The organism is Mycobacterium sp. IEC1808 (genome assembly GCF_002101935.1).
GTDB lineage: Bacteria > Actinomycetota > Actinomycetes > Mycobacteriales > Mycobacteriaceae > Mycobacterium.
On record NZ_LQPV01000019.1, the window covers coordinates 83,117 to 100,093 of the forward strand.

Sequence of the window (16,977 nt, forward strand, 5' to 3'; positions counted from 1 at the left end):
GGCGACGTGTCGATCCTGGACCTCACGCTGCTTCCGCTGCGCATCGCGCGGCACGTCGCCGACGCACTGCTGCACCCCGCGGCGCCCGCGCCGGCGCCGCCGGGCGAGCTCGTCGTCGTCGACGGGATGCCCGAGGGCGTGCCGCCGGCCGCCCGCCGTCCCGAGCCGCGGCTGCCCGTGCCGTCGAATTGGCCGTTCGGAGAGGAGTTTCCGCGCACCTGCGGCGCGGGCCGGCTGGCCGGCGGTGCCCTGTTCTGGACGGACTTTCTCTACGACGACCACGGCGCGACGGGCATCCCGGTCGGGGACCTGAAAATCCAGGCGCCGCCGCGCGGCACCTACATCTACCCCGACGGGCCCGCCGCCCGCAACGGCGCCGACATCTTCCGCGTCGCCGTCGGGCTCACCGACACCCACACCTGGTGGCGGGTCGACTGGAACACCCTGCTGGACGCCTCGGTGCCCGTCGCGCTGTTCACCTTCGACACCGACCCCGCCCGCACGGCCGCCGCCGACTGGCCGGCCGGGGCGGGCGTGCGCTCGGCGGGCATCGACATGGCGCTGCTGCTGTCGGGGCGGGGCGCCACGTTGATCGAGCTGACCACCCAGGCGACGACGGCGGTCGAGCACAGCGTGGATATGCAGTCGCGGTCGTTTATTGCGCAAGTCCCGCGGTCGCTGGTGGAACCGGAAGGGAGCTGGACGGTCCGGCTGGCCGCCGGGCTGGCCAACCCGGCGGGGGACGGGTTCGCCGACGTTCCCGCCGAACACGGTGCGCTGCCCGGGCAGCCCAACGTCTACAACGTCGCGTTTCGCACCAACCAGCAGGAGCCGCCGCACCTGAACTTCTGGTCGGATTCGGCCCAGGCCGCGGCTTTGACGCATGGCGACGTGTCGGCGTTCGCGGTGACGGTGCCGTGGGCCCGGCTGGCGGTCCGCGAAACCGAGCCCGAGCCGGTGCTCACCGGCCCGTCGACCCGCTGGTACGTGTCCTCGGTGGAACTCGGCCAGGGCTTGTCGGGCGACGACATCTTGAGCACCAAGCCGCAATTCCTCGGGCGCGTGCAGCCGTATTCGGTCTGCCTGCCGTCCACCTAAACCCCGGGTCGTGCGCTGCCGCTGACACTCTTGTTGCACTCGCTTGCCTTGGGCCAGAGCCAGTTCGCGGCGATCGACCCGCGGCTGCTGCACGAGGTGTGTGAGGGCCGCGACTCGGTGGTGGTCACCCCGCTGGCCCGCGGCCCGTCGACCTGGTACTTCGACACCGGGGAACTCGACGTGTGGGAGGTGTGGGCCCGGGTCGCCGAACAGCTGGGCACGGACCCGAATCGCACTGTCGTATCCGGCTATTCGATGGGCGGGTATGCGGCCTACAAGCTCGGGCTGAGCTATCCGCAGGTCTTCTCGCAGGCGGTGGTCCTGGCCGGGCCGCCGGCGTGCGGGGTGCGGCTGCTTCCCGACGTTGACATCCCGGCCGACCTCGACCTGGACTCGCCGTGCGCCCGGGAGGGTGACAGCTGGAAGTTGCTGGTGAATGCCCGCTGGCTGCCGTACGTCATCGCCCACGGGCTGGTCGACGAACTGGTGCCGTTCGCGTCGGCGGCCGAGCAGGTGCTCGAACTCGACCGGCTGGGCTACCGCCACCGTTTTACGGTGTATCCGCTCGAGGATCACCTCGCCTGGGTGTTGCAGGACAAGTTCGAGGACCCGATCGCCCACATGGGAACCGGTCTGCGCCAAGCGGATCCGGGACACATCACGTTCGCGTGGTATCCGCAATTGGTGCGCGCGGATCTGGGTATCGGGCCGCACCAGGTGTGGTGGCTCTCGGAGCTGGCCGCCGATCCCTCGGTAACCGCGCGGCGTGGGGCCGTCGCCGAGGTCGACGCGCGGTCGTATGCCCGTCCGGATCCGACGCACACGATTCGCCACCACCGCGGCGTGCTTTTGAACTTCGAGCCGACGCCGGGGTTGTACAGCGAGCTGGACTGGCAGGTGGGACGTCCCGTCGGCCCGCTGCCGTACCTGACGCTGCGCCTCAGCGGGGTCGCCGGCCTCACGGTCGACGTTGCGCGCGCCGGGCTGGCCGCGTTGCCGTCGTCGACGATCACGGTCACCACCGACAAGGCCGCGCGGATCACGCTCGGCGGGCTGCCCGACGGCGCATCGGCGCAGCTCGACGGTGAGCCGGCCGGGGCGACCGTCGCTGTGCCGGCGGGGCGCCACCGCATCACGTTGCGTGTCGCTAGGTGAGTCTTCCGGCCCTGCCACCTGGGTGAATAGCGTCGCGCAGGGCGGTCCGCGAGAATTTCGCGCGTGGGCCCGTTGGCGGTTGATCCTGAGGCGCTGTTCGCAGCCGGCAGCGCCGTGGCTGCCGCAGGTGATGGTCTGGCCGCGAATCTGACCGTGTTGACGGCGGGTTTTGCGGCCCACACCGGCATGGATCCCGCCGGCGAGGTGTTCGGCCTCGGGTACCAGGACGCGGCCGGGTCGCTGTTGAAGGCCGCGGCTGCTGCGGTCAACGCCTGCCGGCAGAGCGGGGCCCTGATACAGCAGGGCGCGTCGAACTATTCCAAGGCCGAAGCAGCCTCCACGCTGGGTGGCGGTGACGGTGCGCTGCCGACCCCGGCAGAGCCGGCCAAGATCTCGGCGCCCGGCCCGCCGGGGACCTGGGGGAAAGGAGAGCCGCCGCCGCTGCTGTGGGCGGTAGTGCAGTCTTTCGTCGACTCTGTGTGGCCGGACGGCGACGTGGCCGGGATGCACGCGGCCGCGGCAAGTTGGCGGGGCTTCGCCACGTCGGTCATTGGGATGCAGGGCGCACTCAACGCATCGAAGACGCTGCTGGCTGGGCAGCAGATACCCGAGGGCGGCAAGATCGACGAGGCGTTGTCGCACATCGCCACCGGGATGGGGCAAATCTTCGAGGCGTACTCCAAGATTGCGACCGCGCTCGACAATTTTGCCAACGACGTGGGTCGTGCACAGAACGCGATCCGCGACCTGCTGAACCGGCTGGGGTCATTGACCGACCTCGGACATGACCTGATGTTGATCGTCAAAGGCGATGCGCTCGACGAGATCAAGAAGATCGCCAGGGACGTCAACGACGTGCTTCACAACTTGGGGCGGGAAGCCCGGGCCTCCGAACAGGCGGTCAAGCTGGGTTTGGGGGTCGTCGACGGCCTGGTCGTCAAGCTGGAGAAATACGTGCGCGGCGAGCTCAAAGAGTTTCTCGGCGACGCGGTCGGAAACCAGCTGGCAACGGTTTTCGATGTCTTTGCCAATGCCAACGAGGGAGTTCTAAAGGGCGCCGTCGGGATGGCGACGTCCATGGCGGATCTCGACCCGCGCTGGTTCGTCATAGATCCCCAAGGTGCGGCGGCGACCTGGTCCGGGCTTGGTAAAGGCCTCTGGAAGGGAAGCCTCTTCAACGCCCTGATTAACCCGCAGGAGGCTGGCGAAGCTCAATTGCAGCAGCTGAAAGGCCTTCTGCACCTTGATGATTGGAGTACAGCTCGCCCAGGATTGGGGCTCGGGGAGAACGCTTTCGACGTTGCGACGCTATTCATCCCGGGAGGCGGTGAAGCGGCTGCCGCGGCCGATGGTGCGGGGGCGGCTGCGCGCGGCGCCGAGGCGGCAGTGCAGGCGGAGCGTGCCGCCGGCAGAGCGGCCGACGGGCTCGCGGGTGTCGTGGGTTCCCGCGGTGCACTGGCCGATATCACCGGGAAGGGCAGCAGCCTGACCAAAGACCTCGAAGGCGTGACTGGAGAGCTGCCCAAGATCGAGCCTCCGGTCGGTGGCCAGCCTGTCGCGTTGCCTCCGAAGCCGATTGACGCGCCGGTCGGGCCGGCGCCTCGTGTGCCTGATGTGGCGCCGGGTGCACCTCATGAGCCGACCTCCGCGCCAGGCCCAGCATCACCGGAGCCGCCCGGGCCGCCGGGGGGTCATCCAGCACCCGCGGTAGGCGGTCCACACGATCCGGGGGGCGGCCCACCTGCTTCAGCACCCGCGCCCGCGGGTGGGGCTCATGAGCCTCCGCCTGAGCCGGCGCCCGCTGCGCCTGCCCCGGCATCGCAGCCGGGTGGTCCGCATGAGCCGGGATTCGACCCGCCAGCCGCCGCGGCTCCGGCGTCCGCTGGGCCCCACGGTGCGGGGTCGGTACCCGAGAGCCATTCGCCGACACGAGCGTTGCCGGTTGGGGAGGGTCCGCATGAACCGGGGTTTGAGCCGGAGTCGGCACCTGCGCAGGCGGGAGCTACGTCAGGTGGTCCGCACGATCCCGGTTCGATGCCGAGTGGCGGTCCCCATGAGTCGGTTTCAGAACCGGCCGGTGGTCCCCGTGAACCGGCGTCTCTACCGAGTGGAGGCCCCCACGAACCGGTACCCTCGACGGCACCCGTTTCCGCTCCGGCCGCGGTGCCTGCCGCAGTGGGTGATCGTCTGCCATCGGCTGTTCCTACAGCCGCCGAATCGGCGCCGGCTCGTGTGCCCTTAACACCGGGCGGGTCTATGGCCGAGCTGACGCCGGCCGCCGCGCACCCAGCGCAGCCGACGCCATCGTTGTCGGCTGCGTCGCCTCATTCCGCGCCGCCGGGTGGTCGCCCAACCGAACTGCCGACACCGGGCCGCGGCAGCGGGCACTTGACCGGTGAAGGGGGTCCTGCAGGTGGGCCGCCACACGGGAAGCCACCGCATGGTGGCGGTCCGCCCAAGCCTGGTGGCGGTCCCGTGGGCGGTAGTAGTTCACACGGGCGTCCTGGGGACGGCTCTGGTGGTTCGCATGGGACTGGTGACGGCGACCCGCCGGGCGGTGACTCACAAGGACCACACGGTGATGATGGAGAACGTTCAGACGATGGTTCGCAGAATCCGGGAGACCACGGTAGCAAACCGGTTCCCGGCCGCGACTATCCATTTCCCGCTGACCAGGCGCTGGAAGTTCTATCGCATCCAGGGGCTGAGGTCGAGCGGTTGGCTAAGGGCGGGGTGCCCGCGCATGTGTTGCAGGATTATGACCCCTTAGCGGGACGGACACCGGAAGAGTTTGCGCACGATTTTACGATTCGCGATACGGACGGACAATTAAAATGGGATTGGGAAACCCAGGCGCCGAATGACGGTTTCGCTGGAATTCCAGAAGAGATGGATCACATTCCCGCCGGGCTTCGTCTCGACCGTGTCGGTCCGAACGGGGGTGCCTTTATGTCCGCTGAAGGTGCACCCCTAGGGAGCCGTGCCACACCACCCGGCCTTGCGTCGCAGTACCACACGATGTCAGGGAGTGGGCGGACAGTTCCTGACAACTGGGTAGTTAGGCACGGTCCTGCCAAGCCAGCCTTCGGCCAGCCCGGAGGCGCAGAGCAGTGGGTGGTGATCGATAGAATTACGAAACAAACAGTATCTGTTGAAGAGTTAGACCTTGCCGGCATTATCACCGGCCTTACGCGGTAGGGGACCCATGAGCGGCCTTCATAATCGAGGCTTTTCGGATGATCCTGGCTTCCAAACCTTGGTTGACCGTTATGAATCTTGGCGGGGCCGTTGGGCTTCCGTGACGGGAAATGAGCCATCGCGAAACTCCGCAGAATTATCGGACGGTCGTCTCTGGTTCTGTGATGGGTACCCGTATCCCGACTGGACCGGTCGCGCTATCGAACCGAATGGCATCGGATACCTGGTCACGAGGGTAACCACCGAGCGCACCAACACCCCACGAATGAGCGTAGAGGCAATTTACTCGCGGTTCGATGATGCGGGAAAGCACCTGATCGTGGGTATAGGCGATGCGTTGAGAATGGCTAGTGGGCTCGAACCGCTCTACCGTCGGTGGCAACAATTAGGAATAAGTGACGACGTGGAAAAAGGGTCCGCAGACCTAAGGGTGGCCCAGTTTATTGCCCAATATAATGACGTTTCACCCGATGCAGTGCAACGGTTTGTGCATAAGTACTCCGCCAGATCGGAGCCCGAGCGGCGTGCGCATCTCACTAGTTCAGACGAACCGATTAGCCGAGTACTCACGCTTTCGTACGACGAACTCGACAGCCTTCTAACCGAAGGACTTGTCGCGATATAAGCTCCTATCTCATACCACGGGGTGCGGGCGACCGCTGTGCCCAAATTCTGGGACGACACCTCGGGTACCGAGTATGAAAACTGGAACCAAGAGTAGCCCCGGTTCGGTGCGGGAAGCTGACCTATCGTTCCGCGGAACTACTCGCCCCTGTCCAGCAAATCCGACGACCCCAGCACGCGCTCCACTTGCACCTCGATGACCACTCGCCTCGGGTTGGGCCTCGGAGTTCGATACCGCTGGGCGTAGCGCAGCTCGGCGTCGCGGACCGCGTCCGCGTCGCTGTTCACCTTCGACCGGCCCTCCAGGGACAGCCACCGCGCGCCGTCGACCTGGCTCAGCACAGCCACCCCGGCGCGGTCGGCGTTGACGGCCTTCTGCGAGCCGCCGGTCGTGATCACCCGCGCGATGTGCGTCTTGGGATCGAAGGTGAAACCGACGGCGACCACATGCGGGGAATTGTCGGCTCGCAGCGTGGTCAGCATGGCCAGGTGACGTTCTGACAGGAAGGCCAGCGCATCGTCGGTCAGCCGCGTAGTGGTATTCGCCATCACCGCCCACGCTAGCGCAGGTCATAATCGCAGCCGTGGACGACACGGGCGCAGGTCCGGTACTAATCCTGGGCGGCCGCAGCGAGATCGGCATCGAGCTCGCGCGGCGCCTGGCCCCCGGGGCGACGGTGGTGCTTGCCGCGCGCAGGTCCGATCAGCTCGACGACCAGATCGCCACCCTCAAAGCCGCCGGCGCCGCGGCGGTGCACACCGCGGAATTCGACGCCGACGACCTGGCTTCGCACGGACCGCTGGTCGCGTCGATCGTCGCCGACCACGGACCGATCGACACCGCGGTGCTGGCCTTCGGGATCCTCGGCGACCAAGCACGCGCCGAGACCGACGCCGCCCACGCGGTCGCCATCGTGCATACGGACTACGTCGCCGAAGTCAGCATGCTCACGCACCTGGCGGCCGCCATGCGCACCGCCGGCCGCGGCTCGCTGGTGGTGTTCTCCTCGGTCGCCGGGGTGCGCGTGCGCCGCGCGAACTACGTCTACGGCTCGGCGAAGGCCGGCCTGGACGGATTCGCCAGCGGTCTGGCCGATGCGCTGCACGGGACCGGCGTCAAACTGCTGATCGCGCGCCCGGGCTTCGTCATTGGACGCATGACCGAGGGCATGCGGCCCGCGCCGCTGTCGAGCACCCCGGAGCAAGTGGCCGCCGCAACCGCACGGGCCCTGGCCAAGGGCCGACGCACCGTGTGGATCCCGTGGTCGCTGCGGCCGGTGTTCTTCGTGATGCGGCTGCTGCCGCAGTTCATCTGGCGCAGGATGCCGCGATGATCATCGTTGTCGGTATCGGCGCCGACGGCATGGCCGGCCTCGCGGCATCTTCACGCGCCGAATTACACAGGGCCACGGTCATTTACGGGTCAAGGCGGCAGCTCGACCTGCTCGACGAAACGGTGGCCGCGCCCCGTCGGGAGTGGCCGTCACCGATGCTGCCCGCCCTGCAGGCACTTCCCCTAGACGACGAAATCCACATCGTCGCCAGTGGAGACCCGCTCCTGCACGGCATCGGCGGCACTCTGATCCGGTTGTACGGTGCCCAGAAAGTCAAAGTGCTGCCGCACGTGTCCTCCGTGACGTTGGCATGCGCGCGGATGGGTTGGACCGCACACGACACCGAGGTCATCAGCCTGGTGACCGCCCCGGCACACACCGCCGTGCGCCGTGGCGGCCGGGCGATCGTGCTGTCGAAAAACGCGGCCACACCCAAGGAGTTGGCGGCACTGCTGACCGCGCATGGGCGCGGCGACTCCGAGATTACTGTGCTCGAAAACCTCGGCGCCCCAACCGAACGCCGCCGCGACGGCAGCGCGCGCCAATGGGCCGACGACCCACCGCAACACGTCGACGACCTCAATCTGGTCGCCGTCCGCTACCTGCCCGACGAACGCATGTCGCCGTATCCCGATGACGCGTTCGTCCACGACGGCCAGTTCACCAAACTTGGGGTCCGGGCGGCGACGCTGGCCGCACTGGCGCCGCGACCGGGGGAGCGGCTGTGGGATATCGGCGCGGGCTCGGGCAGCATCAGTGTCGAGTGGTGCCTGAGCTGGCCGGGTTGCAGCGCGGTGGCGTTCGAGCGCGACGAACGGCGCCGCCGCAACATCGCGGCCAACGCCGCGTCCTTCGGCGTCGGCATCGACGTCCTCGGCGAGGCGCCGGAGGCGTTCGACGGCGCCGCAGCGCCCGCGGCCATCTTCATCGGCGGCGGCCTGACCCAACCCGGCCTGCTCGACGCCTGCCTGGACAACCTGCCCCGAGACGGACGGCTGGTGGCCAACGCGGTCACAGCTGAATCAGAATCGCTTCTCGCACAGTCATATTCGCGCTATGGCGGCCAATTGCGGCGCCTCCAGCACTACCAGGGCGAGCCGCTGGGTGGCTTCACTGGTTGGCGCCCGCAAATGCCGGTCACCCAATGGGCGGTGACCAGGTGACGGTGTATTTCATCGGCGCGGGACCCGGCGCCGCCGACCTCATCACGGTCCGCGGCCAGCGCCTCCTCGAAAGCTGCCTGACGTGCCTGTATGCCGGCTCTATCATGCCGGAAGACCTGCTGGCGCTCTGCCCCGAAGACGCGAAAATCATTGACACCGGACCGCTTACGCTCGATCAGATCGTCACCGAAATGGCCGACGCCGACGCGGCGGGCCATGACGTGGCACGGCTACACTCCGGTGATCCGTCGCTGTACAGTGCGCTGGCCGAGCAGTGCCGGCGACTCGACGCGCTGGGCATCGACTACGAAATCGTGCCGGGCGTTCCGGCTTTCGCGGCCGCCGCGGCCGCGTTGAAGCGCGAGCTCACCGTCCCCGGGGTGGCGCAGACGGTGACGTTGACCCGGGTGGCCACCCTCTCGACACCCATGCCGCCCGGTGAAGAGCTACAAACCCTCGCTCAAACCGGCGGCACTCTTGTACTGCATCTAGCGGCCGCCCAGATCGACGCCATCGTCCCGCAGCTCCTCGAGGGCTATCGGCCCGAAACACCCGCTGCGGTCGTGGCTTTCGCCAGTTGGCCGCAACAGGTGCTGCTGCGCGGCACGCTGGCCGACATCGCCGATCAGATGCACGACGCCAACATCACGAAGACCGCCGTGATCATCGTCGGCGATGTCCTGGCCGCCGAGGGGTTCACCGACAGCTACCTATATTCCACCCGGCGGATCCGGGGGAGCCGGCACTGATGCGGGTCCTGCTGCTCGGCGGCACCGGCGAGGCTCGCGAACTGGCCAAGGCCCTGCACCCGCGCGTCGACATCGTCAGCTCGCTGGCAGGCCGGGTACCGGATCCGGCCCTCCCGGTCGGTCCGGTACGTATCGGCGGCTTTGGCGGTGTGGACGGACTAAAACGCTGGTTGCAAGAGGAACACGTCGACGCCGTCGTCGACGCCACCCACCCGTTCGCCGCGACCATGACCGCGCACGCCGCCGAAGCATGCGCCGCACTGCGGATACCGCACTTGGTGCTGGCGCGCCCCGCGTGGACGCCCGGCGACGCTATCGTCGTCGCATCAGACGTGGAGGCGGCGAAAACCGTTGCCATGCAAGGCTACTCACGCGTTTTCCTCACCACCGGGCGTTCGGGTGTCAACCCCTTCGCCGACAGCGACGCGTGGTTTCTGATCCGCGCGGTCACCACGCCGGACCCCGCGTCGCTGCCGCGTCACCACCAGCTGCTGTTGTCGCGCGGCCCGTATCACTACGACGACGAATTGACGCTGCTGCGCGAACACCGCATCGACGCGCTGGTTACCAAGAACAGCGGCGGCGACATGACCCGCGGCAAGCTGGACGCGGCGGCCGCGCTGTCGATTCCGGTGGTGATGGTCGCGAGACCGAAACTTCCGGCCGGCGTCGCAGCCGTCGGCACCACCGAAGAGGCCGCCGAATGGGTTGCGCGGCTGGTTAGCCGGTGAGGTCTTCGCGTTCCGCGTCGGCTAGCAGCGCATCGCGGGCGCGCGCGACGCGGGATCGGATGGTGCCCACCGGGCAGCCGCAGACCGCCGCGGCGTCGGCGTAGGGCAGCCCGAGCAATTGCGTGAGCAACAGCGCCTCCCGCTGCTCGGTGGTGAGGTTCGCGATCATCGTGGTCACCTCGACCAGGTCTTCGAATCCCCGGGCGCGGCGATCGCCGCTCACGAAGTGGGTGGGATCGGCGCCGGAGGCGGTACGCGGCCGCGACTGGGCGTAACGGATGTGATCGGCCACGACACGGCGCGCGATCGCCAGCAGCCAGGTTCGGGCACTGGATCGTCCGGAGAACCGCTCGATCGCGCCGATCGCTCGCAGGAAGGTCTCCTGCGTCAGGTCGTCCGCGGTGTTCGCGTCGGAAAGATAGGCGACGAAACGCCAAACGTCTTGCTGGGTCGCTTTGATGAAAGCCTCGAGCGCTCGCGCGTTCCCGCGTGCGGCTGCCAACGCGAGGTCGGTGACGGCCTCGTCGTCGCTTGACGCGGTCATAGCCAACCACCTTAGTTGGACGGGTGCGATCGGTCTACGACGGGTCGTCGTAGAGGCCGAGCGGTTGATCGGCCAAAGATGCCGGTGTCGCCGACCCGCGGGCGCCTCCGACGGCGAGCCAGGGTCGTCGGCGTCCTTGCCGGAGGTGCCCCGCCCCCGGGTCCGCACATGTTCGCGCGCCACCAGGAACGCGAACGCCAGCCCCAACAGCAGGGGCATGTGGCTGGCGATGCGTGTCGCGGTCACCTCGCCGGCGAAGGCGTCGACGACGACGTAGCTCAACAGCGCGACGGAATACACGCCGGTAATCGCGGCCACCCCAATCGCGGTAGCGGGCCAAACCCCCGCGGCGATCATGGCCAGACCCAACGCCAGCAACCACGCGGTGGACTCGTGCATCAGGTGCTCGCCTGACATGGCGCCGTGCATGTGGCTCGACACCATGCCGAAGTTGATCCCGCTGATCTGGGCGGCCGCAATCGCCACCTGGAACAGGCCAACAGCGATCAGACCCCAGCGCCGGTAGCGCGAGCGCAACCAGCGCATCGAGCGGTGATACGCGGGGGACTGCTGATCGAGGCTCGCCATGATCTTGTCGACCAGGTCCGGTCCCTCGCCGGGCGCAATGGAGGACAGCCGGCGCGACTGGACCGCCGCGCCGATCAGCCAGGTGCGGCAACCGCGGCACGACTCCAAGTGGGCATCGACCTGTTGCGCGAGCACCTGCGGACGCTCGCCGTCCAGTCGCGCAGAAAGCGCCTCACGCGCAACGTCACACCGCATCCCTGCATCGTTGCGCATGCTCGGTTCGCGCGCAAAGGCGTCCACGTGCGGGGGACGGGAACCAAACCGTCGGGCAAACCGACCACTAAAGACAAGCGCTCCCCCCACTACGCCGACCGAAGAGGTATTCGTGTTCCTGCCCGAAGGCCCCCGACCATGACCGCCCCGATCTGGATGTCCTTTCCGCCCGAAGTGCACTCCACGTTGCTCAGCAGCGGTCCGGGTTCCGGGCCGCTGCTCGCCGCTGCGGAGGCGTCGTCGTCGCTGAGCGCCGAATACACTGCAGCCGCAGACGAACTCCTCGAACTGCTGGGCGCGGTCCAGGGCACGTGGGACGGTCCCAGCGCCGAACGCTACGTCGCCGCCCACGCGCCGTACCTGAGCTGGTTAGTCGAGAGCGCGGCCCGCGGCGCGCTCGCCGCGGCTTCGCACCGAACGGCCGCGGGCGCCTACACCACCGCACTGGCCACCATGCCGACGCTCGCCGAGCTCGCCGCAAACCACGCCACGCACGCGGCTCTGCTGGCGACCAATTTCTTCGGCATCAACACCATCCCCATCGCGGTCAACGAAGCCGACTATGTGCGCATGTGGCTGCAGGCCGCCGAAACCATGACCACCTACCAAGCCGTCACCGACTCGGCCCTGGCGGCGGTCCCGACGGCCACGCCGGCGCCGCAGATCGTCGCGACGGGCGGAGAGGCCAGCGCGGCCGCGGCGCGATCTGCCAGCGTCTCTTGGCAGGATCAGCTCGCGGCGCTTCTGCAGCAGTACACCAAGAATTTCGCGTGGCCGGTGTCGAAAGATCTCAACCCCGCGGGATGGCCCATTCCCGCCGTCCCATTTGCCAACGGCCTCACCTCGGCGCTGATGCAGATCCCCGGAATGTCCCCAGCCCTCGCCAGCGCCCTGGCGTGGGCCACCTTCCACACGTTGATGATCTTCTGGCCGTTCGGTCAACAGGCGGTCCAGTTGGCGGTGTCGCTTGCCCCGGCGCTGGCCGCCGTCGTTCCGGCCGCCGGCGCCGCGGGTGTGGCGGCGGGAGCCGCGGCCGCGGCAGGCATCGCGATCCCGGTGTCCGTGACGACGGCCCTACCGGCGGAAGCTGTCGCGTCGGCACCGGCGGGCGCGGTGCCGGCTCCCGCAAGCACGGGCGCGACGGCAACTAGCGCCGGCGCCACGCCCAGCCCCTCGGCGCCGAGCCCCGCGGCCGCCAACGGCGGGGGACCGGTCGGTGGCGGGCCGGGGGTGGGCTTCGGTCCGACGGCTTCAGCGGCGATCGCCGACGTCTTGTATGCCGTGGGCCTGTCCGGATTCTCGGCGCGCGACAAAGTCAGCGGTAGCGCACGTCGCAAGCCCGGGGAACCGGTTCCCGACGACGTCGACGCACCCTCGGCTGCCGGGGCATCGGCGCGCGAGCGGGGCCGTCGGCGCGCCCGGGCCACAGCGAAGGACCACGCCCACCGTCACGAATACCTGGACCTGGAGTCGGACCGCGGCGCGGGGCAGATCGGATTCGCGGGAGCCACAACCAAATCCGGCGTTGCCCCGGCGGGATTGATGAGGCTGACCGCCGAGGAGCTGAGCGATAGCGCGGCCCTACCGATGCTGCCGAGCAGCTGGGGCCGGGCCGAATGAACGTCAGGCGGGGTATCGCCGAGGGGTGAACACCCTGTCACCGAAATCGTCTGAGTGCCACTGGGTTTGCGACGAGCCGACGATCAGCAGGCAGCGCATGTCCACGTCGGCGGGATCGAGATCGGCCAGCCGCACCACGCGGACGTCCTCGTCCGGACCGGACACGTTACGGCCGATCACCACCGGCGTGCCGGGTTCGCGGTGGGCCATCAGCACGTCGCGCATCGCGCCGACCTGCCAGGTCCGCGCCTTCGATGCCGGGTTGTAAATGGCCAGCACCAGATCGGCGGCTGCGGCGGCGGCCAGTCGCTCGGAAATCACGGCCCACGGTTTGAGCCGGTCCGACAACGAGATCACCGCATAGTCATGACCCAACGGAGCGCCGACCCGGCTGGCGACCGCCTGCGCCGCTGTCATCGCCGGAATGACCCGAATCCGCACTCCCGGCCACTGTTTGGCTTCCTCCAGCACCGCGGTCGCCATCGCGAATACGCCCGGGTCGCCCGACGACACCACGGCGACGGCGTGGCCTTGTTCGGCCAGCGCGCAGGCCAGCCGCGCCCGCGCCGGTTCGTCGGTGTTGTCGCTGGGATGGCGCCGCTGGCCGTCGCGGACCGGCACGCGGTCCAGGTAGCCGGCGTAGCCGATCAGGTCGGTCGCGGCGGCCAGTTCCCGGCGGCTCTGCGGCGTCATCCAGTCGAGGTCACCGGGCCCCAGTCCGACGACCGCGACTGTGCCCGATAGCGTTTCGCGCCGGCGGCCGCCGGGCAGCATGGCCAGCGAAAAGTAGGGCACGCCGGCCTCGTCGACGTCCGCGGCGGGAAGGATCCGCTGTCCCGACGTGCTGGCCCGCTCGACGTAGAACGCGTCGTCAAGCTGCCCGGAGGCCGAAAGCGCTTCCCGCACAGCGTGATACGAACGACCCAGCTTGAGCACCACCGCGGCGTCGGCGTCGGCGAGGCGTCGGGTCAGCTCGGCCACCGGCAGGGTGCCGGGCAGCACCGACAGCACCTCGTCGCCGGCCACCAGCGGGGTCGCGATGGCCGCCGAGGCGGCGCTCACCGACGTCACACCCGGGACGATGACGGCGTCGAACCGCTGCGTCAGCCGGGTGTGCAAATGCATGTAGGAGCTGTAGAACAGCGGGTCGCCCTCGGCGAGCAGCGCCACGTCGCGACCGGCATCGAGGTGCGCGGCGATGCGCCGCGTCGAGTCGGCGTAGAAGTCTTCGATCGCACCGGCGTAGCCGCCGGGATGCTCGGTCGCCTCGGTGGTCACCGGGTAGATCAGGTGCTCCTCGATCTGCCCGGGCCGCAGATACGGCTCGGCGATTCCGCGGGCGATGCTGCGGCCGTGCCGGGCGCTGTGGTAGGCCACCACGTCGGCCTCGCCGATCACCCGGGCGGCCTTCACCGTCACCAACTCCGGATCGCCGGGCCCCAACCCGACTCCCCATAGGGTGCCGCGGGCGCTCATTCGATGTCGCTCGCGATTGCGTTGACGGCGGCCGCGGCCATCGCGCTGCCCCCGCGACGTCCCCGCACCACCAGATACGACATGCCCCGCGGACGCTCGATGAGCTCCTGCTTGGATTGCGCGGAACCGACGAATCCGACGGGTCCGCCGAGCACCGCAGCCGGCGCGGAGGCGCCCTCGTCGATCAGCTCCAGCAGCCGGAACAGCGCGGTGGGGGCGTTGCCGATCGCGAGCACGGCGCCGGCCAGGCGCCCCGCCCACAGTTCGACGGCGGCCGCCGAACGGGTGGTCTGCCGGCGCGCGGCCAGCTCGGAAGCGCGCGGATCGGCCACCAGCGACACGACCTCGTTGCCCGCGGGCAGCCGCGCGGTGGTGATCCCGGCGGCCACCATCGACGAATCGCACAACACCGGCGCGCCGCCGCGCAGCGCTTCGCCCGCCCGAGCGACCACGTCGTCGGTGTAGGCGATGTGGTCGGCGACATCGACCTGGCCGCAGGTGTGGATCAACCGGACGACCACCCGCGCGACGTCGTCGGGAAACCGCGTCAGGTCGGCTTCGGCGCGGATCGCCGCGAACGACTGGCGATAGATCTCGGCCGCGTCGCGGATGTAGTCGAGCACCCGCTCACCTTAAGTGCTGGTCGCGCAACAGCCGATAGCCCTGTCCGCTCGCGACCAGAACCTGCCCGACGGGCGGGCTGCCGCACGCGCGTTCGCACCCGACGAAGTGCCGGTGCACCGGCGAATCCGGCTCCAACGACATCGCCGCGTCGGCCCGCACGTCGGCCGCCGAGTGCTGACAGCCGGGGCTGCCGGTGCAGGCGCTGACGGTCAGCCAGGGGGAGTGTTCGTCGAAAACCAGGCCCAGCGGCGCCAGCACGCGCAGCGCGACGTCGGCCACCTCCTCTTTGAGATCGCAGACCAGCACCGATCGCCACGGCGTGACCACCAGCGGGGCTTCGATGGCGGCCAGGTATTCCGCGACCCGGGCGGGCAGCACGCCCAGCGGCACCGCGGCGCCCAGCGCCACCCGGCCATCATCCTGGCCGATCCAGCCCACCTGCGGCCGGATCACGGGCGGAAAAGCCGCGCCGAGTTCGGCGCCGGGCCACAGCGCCGCAGCATCAGCTAATTCGCTTACGCGCCAAGCCTTCCCGCGTACCTCGATGAACCGCATTGCGAGCGCGACCAGCGACTGTGCCACGTCGGCGACGGCCAGCCGGACGCCGGTGTCCCGCCCCGCTAACACAAGCGCGACGCCGTCGTCCAGGGCGTGCACGCCGACGTCGGCGCCCAGCCCGGAGACGTCGGCGCGGCCGTCATCGACGCTGAACCAGAACCGGCCGCCCAAGTCCGCGAGCCTGGGCTCGGCGCAAATCGCCGCGTCCAGCTCGCTCACCCACCCACTGACGTCGGCGAGCCCGCCCACCCGGCCGGTCAGCGGCGACGCGACGATGTTGCGCGCCCGCTCATGCGTCGGCGACGGCAGCAAGCCGGCTTGCGCGAGCGCCTCGGCGACGGCCGCCACGTCGGTGACCGCGCGCAGCTGCACGTTGCCCCTTGCGGTCAGCTCGATCGTTCCCGAACCGCACCGTCCCGTGAGGTCCGCCAGCGTCGCCAGCTGGGCGGCGCTGATCCGGCCGCCAGGTAAGCGCACCCGCACCAGCGCGCCGTCGGCCGCCTGATGCACCTGCAGCGCACCTGGGCAGGCGTCGGTTTCACGCGCGCGGACCATTCGCCTACGGTACGACTCCGCGCATCCGTTTCGCGCAGGTTCGGCGCGGGCCTGGTGTGGGCACTCTGTTGCCCGTGAGGACGGTGGAGTACGCCCCCGGACGCTTGGTCGATGTCTTCGGCGATTCGGCGCGTCCCATGATCCTGCTGTGGCACGGCATGCAGACCGACGCCCGCGCGGCCGTTAGGCCACTGGCAGGCCTGCTCGCCGAACGCGGCGCCGCGGTGGTGGCGCCGGATTGGAACTCCCACGCCGACGACGGCGGCCGCGCGGACCTGTTGCGATCGCTCGAGTTCGCCCGCGACCACGCCGACGGCCCGCTGGTCCTGGTCGGGTGGTCCTTGGGGGGCTCCGCCGCCGCGGGCCTGACGCTCGACGCGGCGCGCTTCGACGTCGCCCTCGCACACACCGTCTGCCTGGCCGGGGCCTTCGTGGCTCCGGACCCGATCTCCGGTTGCCCGCCGACGGACATGCTGTCGCCCGACCGCGCCCGCTCGCCGTTCACGCTGCTGCACGGGCTCGCCGACGACGCGGTGCCGGTGGCGGCCAGCAGGGCGTTCGCCGCCGACCTGCAGCAGGCCGGTTGGCCGGTGGAGCTGGTGGAGCTGGCGGCCGATCACGGCTCGATCGCCGGCGCCGACTACGACCCGGTCGCGGATCGCTATGTTCCCGCGACGGGCGGGCCGGCGCTCGAGGTGGCCGGTGAGGTCGCCGCGCGCATCGCGGCGACGCTGCGGTACGAATGAC

The 16,977-nt window shown here is 69.3% G+C and carries 12 protein-coding genes and 2 pseudogenes; 8 read left to right on the top strand and 6 right to left on the bottom strand.

Features of this window, described 5'->3' with window-relative positions:
- Nucleotides 1-6 precede the first annotated feature (6 nt).
- Both AWB92_RS12505 and AWB92_RS12510 read left to right on the top strand, forming a co-directional pair.
- Nucleotides 7-2,253 (top strand): annotated as a pseudogene (locus AWB92_RS12505) (alpha/beta hydrolase-fold protein).
- 63 nt (nucleotides 2,254-2,316) lie between these two features.
- Nucleotides 2,317-5,451 carry a TNT domain-containing protein gene (locus AWB92_RS12510; protein ID WP_085185945.1) on the top strand — a complete coding sequence of 1,045 codons (3,135 nt, stop codon included), beginning with the start codon at nucleotides 2,317-2,319 and terminating at the stop codon, nucleotides 5,449-5,451.
- Between the two features lie 762 nt (nucleotides 5,452-6,213).
- Here the strand turns inward: AWB92_RS12510 and AWB92_RS12515 are convergent.
- Nucleotides 6,214-6,624 carry a F420-dependent biliverdin reductase gene (locus tag AWB92_RS12515; protein WP_066913250.1) on the bottom strand — a complete coding sequence of 137 codons (411 nt, stop codon included), beginning with the start codon at nucleotides 6,622-6,624 and terminating at the stop codon, nucleotides 6,214-6,216.
- 35 nt (nucleotides 6,625-6,659) lie between these two features.
- On the opposite strand from AWB92_RS12515, the gene AWB92_RS12520 reads away from it, so the two are divergent.
- The 4 genes from AWB92_RS12520 to AWB92_RS12535 are packed head-to-tail and all read left to right on the top strand — an operon-like array spanning nucleotide 6,660 to nucleotide 10,052.
- Nucleotides 6,660-7,409: an SDR family NAD(P)-dependent oxidoreductase gene (locus AWB92_RS12520; protein WP_085185947.1), complete on the top strand. Its 750-nt coding sequence runs from the start codon at nucleotides 6,660-6,662 to the stop codon at nucleotides 7,407-7,409.
- Nucleotides 7,406-8,572, top strand: coding sequence for a precorrin-6y C5,15-methyltransferase (decarboxylating) subunit CbiE (gene cbiE / locus AWB92_RS12525; protein ID WP_085185949.1), 1,167 nt, complete (start codon nucleotides 7,406-7,408; stop codon nucleotides 8,570-8,572). Before AWB92_RS12520 ends, cbiE begins: the two co-directional genes overlap by 4 nt.
- Complete coding sequence (cobM, locus tag AWB92_RS12530; protein WP_085185951.1) at nucleotides 8,569-9,321, top strand: precorrin-4 C(11)-methyltransferase; 753 nt, start codon at nucleotides 8,569-8,571, stop codon at nucleotides 9,319-9,321. The genes cbiE and cobM overlap by 4 nt, the downstream gene beginning before the upstream one ends.
- The gene (locus AWB92_RS12535) at nucleotides 9,321-10,052 is read left to right on the top strand and encodes a cobalt-precorrin-6A reductase (RefSeq protein WP_085185953.1); all 732 of its coding nucleotides are present in this window, start codon (nucleotides 9,321-9,323) and stop codon (nucleotides 10,050-10,052) included. Before cobM ends, AWB92_RS12535 begins: the two co-directional genes overlap by 1 nt.
- Here AWB92_RS12535 and sigC read toward each other — a convergent pair.
- Both sigC and AWB92_RS31045 read right to left on the bottom strand, forming a co-directional pair.
- Nucleotides 10,042-10,596, bottom strand: a complete 555-nt coding sequence (gene sigC, locus AWB92_RS30500; protein WP_241523442.1) for an RNA polymerase sigma factor SigC — start codon at nucleotides 10,594-10,596, stop codon at nucleotides 10,042-10,044. The two genes, AWB92_RS12535 and sigC, sit on opposite strands and share 11 nt — an antisense overlap.
- A gap of 168 nt (nucleotides 10,597-10,764) precedes the next feature.
- Nucleotides 10,765-11,397, bottom strand: a pseudogene (locus AWB92_RS31045) (DUF2275 domain-containing protein); the annotation flags it as partial.
- A gap of 138 nt (nucleotides 11,398-11,535) precedes the next feature.
- Here AWB92_RS31045 and AWB92_RS12545 point away from each other — a divergent pair.
- A complete protein-coding gene (locus AWB92_RS12545) occupies nucleotides 11,536-13,017 on the top strand; it encodes a PPE family protein (RefSeq protein ID WP_085185955.1) in 1,482 nt (493 codons plus the stop codon).
- A gap of 3 nt (nucleotides 13,018-13,020) precedes the next feature.
- On the opposite strand, the gene AWB92_RS12550 is transcribed toward AWB92_RS12545, so the two are convergent.
- From AWB92_RS12550 to cobG, 3 genes are read right to left on the bottom strand one after another with little or no spacing between them, the layout of a single operon-like run.
- Nucleotides 13,021-14,493, bottom strand: a complete 1,473-nt coding sequence (locus AWB92_RS12550) for a precorrin-2 C(20)-methyltransferase (RefSeq protein ID WP_085185956.1) — start codon at nucleotides 14,491-14,493, stop codon at nucleotides 13,021-13,023.
- Nucleotides 14,490-15,116 carry a precorrin-8X methylmutase gene (locus tag AWB92_RS12555; RefSeq protein ID WP_085185958.1) on the bottom strand — a complete coding sequence of 209 codons (627 nt, stop codon included), beginning with the start codon at nucleotides 15,114-15,116 and terminating at the stop codon, nucleotides 14,490-14,492. Before AWB92_RS12555 ends, AWB92_RS12550 begins: the two co-directional genes overlap by 4 nt.
- Nucleotides 15,117-15,120: 4 nt before the next feature.
- Entirely contained in the window at nucleotides 15,121-16,230 is a 1,110-nt protein-coding gene (cobG, locus tag AWB92_RS12560; protein ID WP_085185960.1) for a precorrin-3B synthase, read from the bottom strand.
- Nucleotides 16,231-16,304: 74 nt separating this feature from the next.
- On the opposite strand from cobG, the gene AWB92_RS12565 reads away from it, so the two are divergent.
- Nucleotides 16,305-16,976: an alpha/beta fold hydrolase gene (locus AWB92_RS12565; RefSeq protein ID WP_241523437.1), complete on the top strand. Its 672-nt coding sequence runs from the start codon at nucleotides 16,305-16,307 to the stop codon at nucleotides 16,974-16,976.
- The last annotated feature ends 1 nt before the right edge of the window (nucleotide 16,977 follow it).

Bases quoted from the DNA above. Each gene is read 5' to 3' on its own strand.
- AWB92_RS12515 (WP_066913250.1), bottom strand. From the start codon at position 6,624: ATGGCGAATACCACTACGCGGCTGACCGACGATGCGCTGGCCTTCCTG.
- cbiE (WP_085185949.1), top strand. From the start codon at position 7,406: ATGATCATCGTTGTCGGTATCGGCGCCGACGGCATGGCCGGCCTCGCG.
- AWB92_RS12535 (WP_085185953.1), top strand. From the start codon at position 9,321: ATGCGGGTCCTGCTGCTCGGCGGCACCGGCGAGGCTCGCGAACTGGCC.
- sigC (WP_241523442.1), bottom strand. From the start codon at position 10,596: ATGACCGCGTCAAGCGACGACGAGGCCGTCACCGACCTCGCGTTGGCA.
- AWB92_RS12545 (WP_085185955.1), top strand. From the start codon at position 11,536: ATGACCGCCCCGATCTGGATGTCCTTTCCGCCCGAAGTGCACTCCACG.
- AWB92_RS12550 (WP_085185956.1), bottom strand. From the start codon at position 14,493: ATGAGCGCCCGCGGCACCCTATGGGGAGTCGGGTTGGGGCCCGGCGAT.
- cobG (WP_085185960.1), bottom strand. From the start codon at position 16,230: ATGGTCCGCGCGCGTGAAACCGACGCCTGCCCAGGTGCGCTGCAGGTG.